At 30.7% G+C, this 13,796-nt stretch carries 13 protein-coding genes; 8 read left to right on the top strand and 5 right to left on the bottom strand.

Features of this window, described 5'->3' with window-relative positions:
• Window positions 1-126: 126 nt before the first annotated feature.
• From ACSBO6_RS18305 to ACSBO6_RS18295, 3 genes are all read left to right on the top strand, one after another.
• A complete protein-coding gene (locus ACSBO6_RS18305; protein WP_098845138.1) occupies window positions 127-1,839 on the top strand; it encodes an ABC transporter ATP-binding protein in 1,713 nt (570 codons plus the stop codon).
• The gene (locus tag ACSBO6_RS18300) at window positions 1,823-2,620 is read left to right on the top strand and encodes a class I SAM-dependent methyltransferase (protein ID WP_098845139.1); all 798 of its coding nucleotides are present in this window, start codon (window positions 1,823-1,825) and stop codon (window positions 2,618-2,620) included. Before ACSBO6_RS18305 ends, ACSBO6_RS18300 begins: the two co-directional genes overlap by 17 nt.
• Window positions 2,621-2,737: 117 nt before the next feature.
• The gene (locus ACSBO6_RS18295) at window positions 2,738-4,114 is read left to right on the top strand and encodes a hypothetical protein (RefSeq protein WP_498843772.1); all 1,377 of its coding nucleotides are present in this window, start codon (window positions 2,738-2,740) and stop codon (window positions 4,112-4,114) included.
• 62 nt (window positions 4,115-4,176) lie between these two features.
• Here the strand turns inward: ACSBO6_RS18295 and ACSBO6_RS18290 are convergent, their stop codons facing one another.
• Window positions 4,177-5,088, bottom strand: a complete 912-nt coding sequence (locus ACSBO6_RS18290) for a bifunctional helix-turn-helix transcriptional regulator/GNAT family N-acetyltransferase (RefSeq protein ID WP_098845142.1) — start codon at window positions 5,086-5,088, stop codon at window positions 4,177-4,179.
• Between the two features lie 180 nt (window positions 5,089-5,268).
• On the opposite strand from ACSBO6_RS18290, the gene ACSBO6_RS18285 reads away from it, so the two are divergent.
• Window positions 5,269-6,015 carry a TerC family protein gene (locus ACSBO6_RS18285; protein ID WP_498843771.1) on the top strand — a complete coding sequence of 249 codons (747 nt, stop codon included), beginning with the start codon at window positions 5,269-5,271 and terminating at the stop codon, window positions 6,013-6,015.
• Window positions 6,016-6,062: 47 nt separating this feature from the next.
• Here the strand turns inward: ACSBO6_RS18285 and ACSBO6_RS18280 are convergent, their stop codons facing one another.
• From ACSBO6_RS18280 to ACSBO6_RS18270, 3 genes are all read right to left on the bottom strand, one after another.
• Window positions 6,063-6,698, bottom strand: coding sequence for a FusB/FusC family EF-G-binding protein (locus tag ACSBO6_RS18280; protein WP_098845144.1), 636 nt, complete (start codon window positions 6,696-6,698; stop codon window positions 6,063-6,065).
• 575 nt (window positions 6,699-7,273) lie between these two features.
• On the bottom strand, window positions 7,274-7,537 hold the full coding sequence (locus ACSBO6_RS18275) for a CD3324 family protein (protein ID WP_098845145.1): 264 nt from the start codon (window positions 7,535-7,537) through the stop codon (window positions 7,274-7,276).
• Window positions 7,538-7,832: 295 nt separating this feature from the next.
• The gene (locus ACSBO6_RS18270) at window positions 7,833-8,735 is read right to left on the bottom strand and encodes a LysR family transcriptional regulator (protein WP_098845146.1); all 903 of its coding nucleotides are present in this window, start codon (window positions 8,733-8,735) and stop codon (window positions 7,833-7,835) included.
• A gap of 535 nt (window positions 8,736-9,270) precedes the next feature.
• Here ACSBO6_RS18270 and ACSBO6_RS18265 point away from each other — a divergent pair.
• Window positions 9,271-9,957, top strand: coding sequence for a response regulator transcription factor (locus ACSBO6_RS18265; protein WP_098845147.1), 687 nt, complete (start codon window positions 9,271-9,273; stop codon window positions 9,955-9,957).
• A gap of 77 nt (window positions 9,958-10,034) precedes the next feature.
• On the opposite strand, the gene ACSBO6_RS18260 is transcribed toward ACSBO6_RS18265, so the two are convergent.
• Complete coding sequence (locus ACSBO6_RS18260) at window positions 10,035-10,799, bottom strand: DUF2935 domain-containing protein (protein ID WP_098845148.1); 765 nt, start codon at window positions 10,797-10,799, stop codon at window positions 10,035-10,037.
• Between the two features lie 249 nt (window positions 10,800-11,048).
• Here ACSBO6_RS18260 and anmK point away from each other — a divergent pair, with 249 nt between their 5' ends.
• The 3 genes from anmK (at window position 11,049) to ACSBO6_RS18245 (ending at window position 13,786) form a co-directional block, all read left to right on the top strand.
• A complete protein-coding gene (gene anmK, locus ACSBO6_RS18255; RefSeq protein WP_498843770.1) occupies window positions 11,049-12,197 on the top strand; it encodes an anhydro-N-acetylmuramic acid kinase AnmK in 1,149 nt (382 codons plus the stop codon).
• 11 nt (window positions 12,198-12,208) lie between these two features.
• Entirely contained in the window at window positions 12,209-13,303 is a 1,095-nt protein-coding gene (locus ACSBO6_RS18250) for a DUF871 domain-containing protein (RefSeq protein ID WP_098845150.1), read from the top strand.
• 177 nt (window positions 13,304-13,480) lie between these two features.
• Window positions 13,481-13,786 carry a PTS sugar transporter subunit IIB gene (locus ACSBO6_RS18245; protein WP_088014092.1) on the top strand — a complete coding sequence of 102 codons (306 nt, stop codon included), beginning with the start codon at window positions 13,481-13,483 and terminating at the stop codon, window positions 13,784-13,786.
• Window positions 13,787-13,796: the final 10 nt, after the last annotated feature.

Here is a 13,796-nt window from a genome sequence, read left to right as displayed (position 1 = left end):
TTCAGTTTTGTGTTAGTTTCTTTTGTTAGTTGGAAAATTCAGAAATAATAGCACACTTAAATTACATGTGTTAAGGTATTAACATCTAACAAACTAGAAATTCAATAAAACTCGAGGTGTTGTATTTTGATTAAACGTTTTTTTAGTTATTATCGCCCGCACAAAAAGCTATTTTATATAGACTTTTTCTGTGCAATATTAGTAGGATTAATGGAACTTGGATTTCCTTTAGCAGTATCTTGGTTTATTGATCAACTGTTGCCCGAAGGGAATTGGAGCAAAATTATCTCAATCAGTATTGGACTTTTATTACTTTATTTGATCAGTTCTGGTATGCAGTTTGTTGTGAATTATTGGGGACATAAACTTGGTATTAATATTGAGACGGATATGCGTCGTGAGTTATTTAATCATGTACAACGTCAATCTTTTCGTTTCTTTGATAATACGAAGACTGGTCATATAATGAGTCGTATCACAAATGATTTAATGGATATTGGGGAATTAGCGCACCATGGTCCAGAGGATTTATTTATTGCAATTATGACCTTCATCGGGGCATTTTGGATTATGCTAGCCATTAATGTGAAGCTTGCATTAGTAGCAATCATAATCGTTCCTTTTTTAGTTTGGTTAATCTCATACTCAAACATGAAAATGAATAATGCATGGAGTAAAATGTATGGAAACATTGCCAATGTAAATGCGCAAGTTGAAGATAGTGTTTCAGGCGTAAGAGTAGTTCAATCGTTTACTAACGAAGAATATGAAATGAAACGATTTAATAAAAATAACCAATACTTCCGTAAAACAAAACTAAAAGCTTATAAAGTCATGAGCATGAATTTACTAGGAATCTATGTATCTACTCGATTAATGACACTTGTTATTCTCGTTTTTGGAGCTTGGTTAAGTTATACGAAAATTTTATCATACGGGGAATTAGTAGCGTTTATTTTATACTTAAACATTTTATTTAAACCGATTGATAAGATTAGTGCTTTACTTGAATTATATCCAAAAGGTATGGCGGGCTTTAAACGTTTTACTGAATTAATTGATAATGAGCCAGATATTGTAAATACGCCTGATGCAATTGAAGTAGTTAATTTAAGAGGGGATATTAAGTTCAAAAATGTTTCGTTCGGTTACGAAAACAAACGTAGAATCTTAAATGATCTATCCTTCTCTATTGAGGCCGGTAAAACAATTGCCTTTGTAGGACCTTCAGGAGCTGGGAAAACAACAATTTGCTCATTAATTCCAAGATTTTATGATGTCCTAAACGGAGCGATCACAATCGATGGAATTGATATTCGAAACATGACGAAAGAATCGTTGCGATCAAATATTGGAATCGTACAACAAGATGTCTTCTTATTTACAGGTACATTGAAAGAAAATATAGCTTACGGTAAGTTAAATGCAACAGATGAAGAAATAGAAGAAGCAGCTAGAAAAGCCCACTTAACTGATTTAATTGCTTCATTGCCTGATGGTTACGAAACTCAAATTGGCGAAAGAGGATTAAAGCTTTCTGGGGGACAAAAACAACGATTAGCAATTGCTAGAATGTTTTTGAAAAATCCACCAATCCTAATACTGGACGAGGCTACTTCGGCATTAGATACAGAGACAGAAGCAATTATTCAAGAGGCATTAAATGATTTATCAAAGGACCGAACAACATTAGTGATTGCCCATCGATTAGGCACAATTAAAAAAGCAGATCGAATTTTAGTTATTACGGAAGAAGGAATTGCTGAAGATGGTACGCACACAGAATTACTATCTCAGGAAGATGGAATTTTTGCTAGACTGCATGCTCATCAAATTTAACGAAAAAACATTTTATAGAAGGTGTTTTAAATTGATTGAAAATTTTACAGGTAAGGCAGATCTATATTCGAATTTTCGTCCAAGCTATCCGAACGAATATATCCATTATTTGCTTTCAAGAAATCATTTAGGACCAAAAAGTGTTGTTGCAGACATTGGATCAGGTACGGGTATTTTAACGGAGCAATTACTTGAAAAAAGGTTAACTGTTTTAGCAATCGAACCAAATGATGACATGCGAGGGATCGCTGAGAAGACTTTAAAGGTATATGATCAATATAAGTCAATTAATGCAACAGCTGAACATACTTCTTTAAAAAATAATAGTGTTGATTTAATAACAGTAGCACAAGCATTCCATTGGTTTGATAAAGAAAAGTTCCGATTAGAATGTAAACGGATTTTAAAAAAGAATGGAAAAGTATCGCTAGTTTGGAATAGTAAAGATTTATTGAATCCATTAATGATTGAATTGCAGGAGATTTGCAAAGAAACTTGTCCTAAGTTTAAAGGATTTAGTGGTGGAATAGAAGATACGCCCGAAATGTATAACCAATTTTTTAAAAACGGGATTTATGAAACGATGATTTATAAAAATGATTTGGAAATGGATTTAGAAGGATTTTTAGGTAGAAACTTATCTTCTTCTTTTTCTCCATTAAGCGGTGAAAAAGAATTTGAGCCATATCGAACTGCACTGACAAATTTATTTTATAAATACAGTTTAAATGGGAAAATCATTTATCCTTATATTACTAAAAGTTATTTAGGTTTTGTGTAGATAAGAAGAGTGGGGCAACGTATGTTTTTTTGCGTTGCCTCTTTATTATTCATTTTGTGATATTTAAAGATTGAATGTATATTTAAAGGGAAAGTCATTAAGATTAGGAGATCAATCATGAGCGAGCAATTCACAGTAGATAAAGAAAAGAATTTAAAACAAATACTTTCTGCACTTAAAAAAGAAGAAATCATAAGCATTGTTCTAGACCTAGCACAGGAATATGAAGAAATCGAAAAAGGTTTATTATTTAAGTATTCATCAAATGATGACGTACTATCGAATAGCAAAAAATTAATTAAGGAATATATCAAAAAATCTAAATATCAAGGGTTTATAACATGGAATAATTTAGACGATGCATTACAAGGTGTTTATATGACATTAGATAAAGCGAGAGAAATGCTTTTAGAAGAAGATCATGATACGGCTATTTCATTATGTTTAATTATTCTTCCAGAAGTTATAAAAATGATGAATTATAGTGATGACTCTGGAGGCTACATAAATCCCGTTATTTCTAATAGCTTAGACATTATTGATGATGCAGCATACTTTGTAAGCTATTTAGATGAAAAGCAGCAAGAGTCTTTTTTTATGAAGATTTTAAAAGAGGCAGCTCATTCACGATACGATGATTGGAGTGAATGGAGATATAGTCTATTAGAGAGTTGTATACATTTTTGCAGCATTGAAAAATTAAGAAAGAAACTTGAGAATAAACTTGAAAAACTATTAAGTGAAATAAAGGGTAATTCTTGGAGTGCAGATTACAATAAAGAAAATATAAAGTTACTTCAATATCAGATCATTGAACAATATGATGGAAAAGAAGATGCAATGCAGTTCGTCTATAAAAATGTAAAATTAGGTGAATTTAGAGAAAAAGCAATTGATTACTTAATTGAAACGAATGATTATCTAGAGGCGCTGAGACTTTGTGAGGAAGGCATTATTGAAGATCAAGAATACCGTGGACAAGTTTTGAAATGGAAACAATATCAATTGAATATATACGAAAAGCTTGAAGACAAAAATAAACAATGTGAGTTACTCTTAGAATTTATTTATGAAAGCAATTTTGAGTGTTATTCAAAGTTAAAAATGCTTTGTCAACCAAGTGAATGGCCTAGTGTTTTAGAAGAAATTTTAACTGAATTAGAAAAGCAACGCTATATCCCTATCTATGAACAAATACTAATTGAGGAAAAAATGAGTAATAAATTGCTTCAATATTGTAAATCTCATATTTCATCAATTAAAAATCTATATCCTTATTTATTAAAAGAATATTTAGAAGAGGCAAGAGAAATCTATGCAAAACTTATTGAAGAAGAAGCAGGACAAGCAACTGACCGGAAAATGTATAAAAAAGTTTGTAAAACAATTGTAGAATTTAATAAAATTTTTGGTAGTCAATACGCTCAAGATATTATTAGCGACTTAAAAGAAAAATACGTTAATAAGCCAGCATTTATTGATGAATTAGGTTAATTAAAATAAAAGGGTAAAAAAGAAGGTCATTCCATCAATTGACCTTCTTTTAATATATTTCCTTATGAAAGTACTAAATCCCATCTTTCCTCAATTAACTTTGAGCCAGTCCATTCGAAGTTAGGTTTCTCCTCAGTTAAAGTAAAGTTATATTTTTTATAAAGATAACGTGCGGTCTCTAATGTGCTTACCGTCCATAAAAATACATTTTCGAATTGATTCTCATTACAGAAGTTGAGGGCTGTTTCGATCAGCTTTTTCCCGATCCCTAATCCTTGGTATTTTTCGTCTAATACAAACCATCTAAGCTGTGCTACTGACTCGTTTGATTTTGTAATAGCAATTGATCCGACGATTTCTCCATTTACTTCTGCGACCCAAAGTTCTCCTCCGCTAGGATTCAATAAAAATTCGCTTAGACCTTTCATTACATAATATTCAAAAACACGTCCAAATTGGTAGGTTGTACTATAAATTTTTCCATGAATATAAGCGACATATCCAACATCGCCAGGTTTAAATGGTCGTATTGATAGTTCAGTTAAAGATGTCCGATTTAATGAGAAAATCGCTTCAATTGTTTCCATTGATTTTACTAGCTCTTTTACTTCAGAAGTAGATAGGTTTTGAATCATATTTTCTACTCCAATATTCGCATCATCAACTAATTTATTGTAAATTTCGTTTCCCTTTGCCGTTAAACGAAGAGAATATTGACGTTTATCTTCAGCTGATTGGATTTTTGAAATGATGTTCTCGTCATCGAAACGCTGAATAATTCGACTTAAATAACCACGATCAATGCCAAGCTTTTCGATAATATCTGTAGCAGTACAGCCTTCGTTTTCGTTGATTTCCGTAATGATTCTAGCTTCGGTTAATGGAAAAGGGTGATTATAGATTTCTTGATCAATTTTTCCCAATACATTAGCATAATGTCTGTTAAATTTGCGTATTTTTTCAACATGATTCATATTTTTATCACCTTCAATATTCTGAAATTTTAGATTAATAACAATATAAACTAAAAAGTTGACTCAGTCAACTAGTTTGAGGTGGAAGTAGTGTTAGACTATTCAAAAACTTGGATAAGGAATTTATAAAGTAGAGAATATAATTAAAAAGGTTGAAAGTAAATCAAATAGGAGGAAAACATGGAACTATCTATGTTATTAGAGTATGGTTGGGTATTAATCATTCTAATTTTATTAGAGGGTTTATTATCAGCTGATAATGCTTTAGTGCTTGCTGTTATGGCAAAACATTTACCAGAAGAACAACAAAAGAAAGCGATAAATATTGGTTTACTTTTAGCTTTTATTTTTAGAATAGGTGCCATCTTTATTATTTCATTTCTTTTTAATGTTTGGCAGGTTCAAGCAATCGGAGCGGCGTATTTAATTTTCATAGCATTAAAGCATATATTTAAAAAGCATGATGATGAGAAAGGAAAAAAAGGAAAAAGCTTTCGTATGACAGTTGCTCAAATATCATTAGCAGATATTGCATTTGCGATTGATTCTATTTTAGCAGCAGTAGCACTAGTAATTGATCTACCTAATACAAAAATGGGGAATATAGGTGGCATGGATGGTGCTAAATTTATCGTCATTGTTATCGGAGCAATTGCAGGTTTAATCGTCATTCGCTTTGCGGCAGGTATTTTTGTTAAATTGCTGACAACCCGTCCAAGTTTAGAAACAGCAGCTATGCTTTTAGTTGGTTGGGTAGGGGTTAAACTACTAATGCATACTTTGGCACATCCTTCACTACACATTATTTCACATCAATTCGTGGAAGGACCAATCTGGAATACGATTTTCTGGTCAGTCATGCTATTAATCGCTATAGGTGGTTGGTTTCTCTCTAAAAAGAAAACCACAGATACGAACGTAGAATAAAGGAAAAATCGCTTAGGTTTTAGCGCTAAGCGATTTTTTTATTTTCACTATTTAACTAACATAATAAAATCATGCAGTTTATCAAGCGACATAATATTTTGATTGCATATTTGGCTATCCTTGCAAATGTAATTTCCTCTTTGTGTAAAAGTACCTTCAATTCTTCCTTTTGTTTTTGTCATGAATAATCCTAAGTCACTGTATTTATTACATATTGTGCAGTTGCCTCTTTTTTTCATAGGGCTAAAAGTACCTTGTAATCCTATTAGTTTGTCATTTAAATATGTGACAATAAACTTTGAATTAGAGCCTAAGTCATCCCATCCAATATATGTTGTCTCAACTAAGTCAATAGTTTGTAATAAGGGAAGCTTTAATTTTTTTGCTTTAGGAAATAGCTTTTTGATCGATTGTTCTGATACTTCTTTAAAAGGAATTACATAAGACTTTAGTCGGTTTAGTAAAGCATCTGCTTGATCAGAATTTTTAATTGTGCTAATTGGACTGAAGAGTAAAAGTTGATCTTCAGTTAGCTCAGGAAATAAACTTAGTATTTTATCATTAACTAATGAATGTAAAGCATTTAAAACAGTTTTATCATTTACCGTAGAATGTCCATTTGTTAAGACTTGAAGTTGATGTTTAATAAAATTATATTGTTCAGTTCTAATAAAAGGTTCCATCTATATCACTCCTAATTTGAAAGGAAAGTTTGATTTAATACTTAACATCTTTAATTTACATCAAAAAAGTGGATTTATATATGTTGAGTTTATGTAGGAAACAAAGTTGCCATAAAAAAAGAAGAATTCACTATTGTTTTGTATTGCCTCGTTATTAATGCGACTCGATGAAGATCTATTTTCTCCTTGTTCTAAAAAATGAAGTTTATTTTCAAAAAAATTTAACAAAGGTGGAATTTAATAACTTATTTTTTTAAGTATACTCTAATTAAAAGTAAAGGTAATCAATAGACAATTGTTACCCCGACATGGACAAAATTTAATTAAGTAGGTGTAAAAATATTGTCAAACTTTCCGATAAATACAGTTATTACATTAATTTTAATAATTGCTCTTATAATTGCTTTAAAAAGGATAGTTAGCTTTTTCTTAAAAAAAGCTAATAAGCCAAGAAAATAAAGGTGACTTTTACAATTTCTAAATAACTTGATCTGTTTGCCCTATTGTATGGACGTATTAAATTTCGACACTCTGAAAAAAAACACTGATTATGCGTTAATCAGTGTTTTTTATATTTATTTAGTATAGACAATTTTTTTTATCGTTTCGACTGAGAGAAAATATTCTTTCGCTAATTGCTCAATTGATTGACCGTTTTTAAATGCTTCTTTAATCGCTTTATTTCGATTATCAATTAGCTTTCTTGTACCTGAACGTGAGCCCCATTTTTTGTGACCTTTTTCAGATTTTGGAATATATAGTGTTTCTCCCTGTACGTATTTTTGTATTTCCAATAATAACTTTTCAGGTAAAATAGCAGTTGCTTTTATATATGTCATCTTTGATAAGCCCCTTATTTTTATTCAGTAAATAAGGTGCAAAGCCGTTGAATCAGAACTGCTTACTTGGGCGATTAGTGAAACCTACCCATGCAAAGTATCGCCTTTCTAAATCTAGGCTTTGCATGGGATGCTGATTTATCTGACAAACTAACAGTATTTGTCATAATAGATCACCTCCTAAAGTAATCGTGAAAACTTTTATTTATTATAAATTATATCTGTTCGGATTGCATTTGTTACTTATAAATAATATGAAAAAGGAATAGAGATGAATGATTCCTATTCCTTTTCATTATTTATTTAACTGAAATAATATGTGTTTAATAATCTCACTGGCTGAACTTGATAAGCCATGTTCTTGGGAATAAATTGCCCATACATCCTGATATATGTAATTTGTTTCGTCAGTATAAGTAATCGGTATTACCTTGAGTTCATCATTACGAAATGTTGGGTAGTTTTTTACTGTAAACTCATGAATAAAGGAAAAACCAGCACTTTCCTTAACGACGTTTAATAGCAGTCTAGGATTATTTGTAGTTAAGATAACATGATTCGTAATACATTTTGAAAACTTTTTTACGATGCTATTTTTTGTATTTTTTAAAATTACTATTTTCTCATTATTTAAATCTGCGGGTGTTACATATTCGTAGTTGAATAATTTAGAATTTTTTCCAACTACTATCCCTACTCTTGCTCTATTGATTAACTTTTTATCCAATTTTGGATACTTATCTAATTCTTCTTTCTCTATTGGTAGGAAGCCAACATCATATCGATCTGGATTAAAACTTTTTAGTAATTGCTCTTGAAGCATTTCCTCAACATCAATTGAGATTTGAGGATTTTCTAAATTAAAGTTTGTCACTGCTTCTTGAAAAATATCAAAAAATGCTGTTGCTGCAACGATTTTTAACTGCTTTTCTTTTTTTATATTTAAGCTAAAAAGTTCCTCATTCAATTGCTTAATATTTGATAATATATTTATTGCTTTCATTATTACAATATTTCCTTCAGGTGTGGGAGTAGTGCCTACCCTTGAACGATTAAATATTGTTATATTTAATTCTCTTTCTAGTTGCGAAATAGATTGGCTTATAGCTGATGTAGAGATATATAACTTTTCGGCAGCTTTAGATATTGATTTTTCATTTGCTACATAAACAATATACTCTAATTGTTCGAAATTCATAGTAATCTCCTAATAATAAAAAATTCTAATACATGTAGTAACTTAAAAACATAAAAACTTAAAAGATAGTGGACATCGTTGGTTAATTATCATTTCATTAATTTAGAGGCGCTAGTAAAATTATATTGCGGATATATAGTATGAAGGAAATCTTAAGAAAAGGAAACAGTTTAATAATACACCTTTTTCACTGGAAAATCTTGTAATTTTGAAATTTATATTATTAAAATAATTCTTGAATTTTGCCCTGAACCACTTTTTACTTAAAAAAGCAATAAGTTAAAACGTTGCAATGCTAAATTTTTCCTCGGGAAAATTATAGTAATAAAAAAATATCTGTACCTAAATATCATAATATAAGAGTGTAGGGATTTGAAACCTTTATTTTATGATTTAGTTTAAAATTTAATAACATTAATCCTATGTTTAAGAAGTGCTTAACTTTAATTTCAAAAATATTAAATTTATTTAATCAATTCAAATATGTACAATACAAATGTTGCTATAAAAAATTTGCAAATTGGAGGTGGCAGTAATGTTAGCAAAATTAGTTCCAAATCATCCAAGAAATAATAATACTGTTATTTTTGTTGAAAATTCGCTTTTTGTGGCGGGTATTCGTACAATATTAGAATTTAATCGAATAAATGCTATTAAAATTAATTTAGAAGATAGCTTTTCTTTTCAGGAAGTAAGTAATTCAATTCTTATAACTCAAGTTTCAGGAGAAGAAATGGTAAAGTATGCGAGAAGTATTATGTTACATGATGATTCTACGAAAATTATTACTATTAAAAACTCTTTAGACTTTTATGAAATAGATCGTTTATTGAATGTAGGAGTAAAAGGTATTTGTTTAACAGATGTTGACGAAGCGTATTTAGTGAATACTGTTAAGCTAGTGCAGGGTGGACAATTCATGGTAGATAATCGTTTTACAAATGAATTGATAAAAGAATACAAGTTTCTCAAGGATAATTCAATCCATTTTATGCCGCCCAATGATTCATATTTAAAAGAGATTCTTACTAATAGAGAATACGAAATACTTCACCTTTTAGTAAAAGGATTTTCGAATATCCAAATTGGTAAGGAATTATTTATTTCAAATAAAACAGTCAAAAATCACGTAGCTAATATTTTAATGAAATTGGACGTTCCAGATCGTTTAAATGCGGTAATAAAAGTAATTAAAAATAATTGGATTTCAATCAAACAATAGTTTAATAAAAGTAAAAAGAGCACTCTATTTAACATATTACATTACGTGTTAAATAGAGTGCTTTCATTTTCGAAGTATTAATTATTAATAGACGATGATTCTTCTAATTTTTTTAAGAAATACATTTCTTCTCTGTACATATGATCTGCCATTAAAGCGGAAAAGTTGCTTAACATTTGGTTTGATATATCCAATTCTTCAATTTCTTTTAGAAATATTTGAAATAGCTGAATTTCTAATTTTACGTCGTGATTCATTCTTTTTAATGCAGGAAATGTACTTAGTTTAGTACGTAAATAGCCGGTCAGTTCTACTGCTTTTAGATAGAAGTGTTCAAAATGCTTTGTGAACTCATGACTTTTCTTTCTTAGCATTTTTTCAGTACTATCGAGATTCGTATAAATGGCATCTGCATGACCTGCCGCATCTAGCACCCATAATAAATGATGATGAAGCTCGTTGAAGATCGGTGGGATTTGATTTTGTTTTAAGTAGGTTAATACTAATAAATATTCTTCCAACTCGTTAACCATATGGTTTAAAAATGTTGGTGTTAAGTAAATCGTAAAATTAGCGTCAGTAATATGTTTCGTTAGCAATGAAAGTTTGAAATCACGTAGAGCTAAGGCGCTTTTTTCTGCTTGAATTGTAATTTCGTTCATATTTTCATTGTTATTTACTCTAGTAAATAAATTATTAAAATGTACGTAAAATGACTTTGCAATCTTAATTTCTTCCTCTTGCTTAGATGGTAAAGCATCCAATATAAATTGAGAATGATCTCTTAACACATGTAACCAAAACGAATGCTCAAAATTGGCGGTTTTGTTAAAATCTGGCATATAATCCCCCCTATAAACTCTACAAGGTATTATATTAATGAATGTCCTAAAATATTGCAGAAAGTAGTAAGGTCGCATTGTTGTCTATTATTTTTTATTGTTTCCGTTAATCCTTTTCTACTCTCTAACTCTTCAAAACTTCAACGATTACTTTTTGAAAAATTCTAAATAAAATTTCACTCTTTTCTTTTACAAATTCGAAATTCTGTTTTAAGGTAATAGTAATAAAAATATGAAGGAGTGAATCATTTGGGTTATGCGGTTGGATTAATGTCGGGTACATCTTTAGATGGAATCGATGCAGCTTTAGTAGAAATCAACGGTTGTGGATATGACACAGAAGTAAAATTGATTGATTTTATGACAGTTCCTCTTGAGGAAGGTTTATTAAAAGAAATTCAAGATGCGATTACACTTGTTTCTTCAAACGCTCAGCATTTATGTAGTTTGAATTTTAAACTTGGCTATGCTTTTGCAGATGCTGTAAAGCAAATTTGTAGTAAGAACGAATTTACATTAGATCAACTTGAATTCATTGGATCACATGGTCAAACGATTTATCACCAGCCTGAAGCTCATGGGAATTTCATTCAATCTACATTACAGTTAGGAGAGCCAGCGATTATTGCCTATGAAACAAAAACGAAGGTTGTTTCCAATTTTCGAGTGATGGATATGGCAGCTGGTGGGTATGGTGCGCCTTTAGTTCCACATTCAGAGTTATTACTTTATAAAAGTAAAACTAAAACGCGTTTACTTCAAAATATTGGTGGGATCGGTAATGTTACGATCATTCCAAGAAATGCTTCAATTGATGATTTGGTAGCCTTTGATACAGGTCCAGGTAATATGATTATTGATGAAATTTGTAAGCGCTATTTTGATGTTCCATATGATGCGAATGGTGATTTAGCTGCTAAAGGTAATGTAAATGAGAGATTACTAGAAAGATGTATGAGTATTCCTTATATTTTAGCACCTATACCTAAAACAACAGGAAGAGAGTTATTTGGTACACAGTTTGTTGATGAAATATTGGAAGAGTTTAGTGATATTTCACCGATTGATTTAGTGACTACAATGACGATGTTTACTGCAAAATCGATCGCTGAAAATTATAAAAAATATATTTTACCAGACCATCCAATTGATGAAGTAATTGTAGGTGGCGGAGGTAGTCATAATAAAACACTACTACGCATGCTTCAACAATTATTAGGTGTGGATTCCAAAGTATTAGTTCAAGAAGATATCGGTTTTTCTTCGGATGCAAAAGAAGCAATTGCTTTTGCAATTTTAGCAAATGAAACATTAAACGGTTTACCAAGTAATGTACCTGGAGCAACAAAGGCGAGTCGTCTAGTCGTTTTAGGAAATATTACACCAGTACCATACTAGGGGGATTAATCATGAAAAAATTAGGAATTTCAATTTATCCAGAGCACTCAACTGTTGAAAAAGATAAGGCTTATATTCAATTAGCCCATCAATATGGTTTCAAACGAATCTTTACGTGTTTGTTATCAGTAAATGGTGACAAGGAACAAATTTTAAAAGAGTTCAAAGAAATAATTGATTATGCAAATAGTTTAGAGATGGAAGTCATTGTTGATATTGCCCCTCGAGTATTTGGTACATTAAATATTTCATATAATGATTTATCATTTTTTGCAGAATTAGGAGCATATGGAATTAGACTTGATATGGGATTTACTGGGAATGAAGAGTCGATTATGACGTATAATCCATATGGGTTAAAAATTGAAATAAATATGAGTAATGCTACGAAATATTTAGAAAATATTTTAGCTTATAAGCCAAATCAATCTAATTTAATCGGATCCCATAATTTTTATCCTCATCGTTATGCAGGTTTGAGCTATTCACATTTCGTTAAATGCAGTGAAGAGTTTAAAAAGCATGGTATTCGTACAGCGGCATTTATTAATTCACAAGCTGCAACATATGGACCTTGGCCTGTATCAGAAGGGCTTTGTACTTTAGAGATGCATCGTAATTTATCAGTCGTAACTCAAGCGAAACACTTATTTTATTCAGACTTAATTGATGATGTGATAATCGCAAATGCTTATGCATCTGAAGAAGAGTTCAAACAACTAGCAGAGCTAAACGAGAATGGTAAAGACTTGTTTACACTGAATGTTGATTTACATGATTCAATTACAGATTTAGAGAAAAAGATTGTTTTAGAGGAGTTTCATTTTTACCGCGGGGACGTATCAGATTACTTAATTCGTTCTACCCAATCTCGCGTTAAATATAGAGATGAAGAGTTTAAACCTACTTATACTCCACCTATTCGTAGAGGCGATATTTTAATAGAAAATGAGTTATATGGACAATATAAAGGTGAATTGCAAATAGCACTGCAGGATATGGAGAATTCGGGGAAAACGAATGTAGTTGGACGCATTGCAGAGGAAGAAATCTTTTTACTAGATTTCTTACATCCTTGGAGTAAGTTTCAGTTTAAAGAAAACTAAATGATAAAATTTTAAGAAGGTGTGAAATTTTTTTTTACATCTTCTTAAAATAAAATTTCATTTTTTAGACAAAACAATTGAAATTTTATTTTAAGAAGAATATAATTGCTTCATAGAAAACGTTTTCAGTTTTTCGAATCTTTTATATTATCAAATTCAAATTAGGAGGATAAGAGTATGAAGGTATTATTCGTATGTGCAGGCGGGATGTCTAGTGCGATTGTAGTAAACGCACTAAAAAAAGAGGGAGAAAAGAACGGATTAAATCTAGATGTTTTAGCTGTAGGGACTCAAGAGTTTGCTGAAGAAGTTAAGAATGGTTGGGATGTAGCGATGGTTGCACCACAAGTAAGACATCGATTTGATGGGTTTAAAGCTTCATCTGACGAGGCGAATGTACCTTGTGCTGTAATTCCACCACAAGCATATAGCCCACTTGGAGGACCAACATTATTAAAATTAGTTCAAGAACTAGTTAAGTAGTTTAATAATT

Origin of the sequence: Bacillus sp. AL-1R (assembly GCF_052180195.1) — a bacterium.
In the GTDB taxonomy this organism is placed as follows: Bacteria; Bacillota; Bacilli; order Bacillales; family Bacillaceae_G; genus Gottfriedia.
Note: the sequence above shows the minus strand (reverse complement) of the source record. Positions and strands in the feature narration are given on the sequence as shown.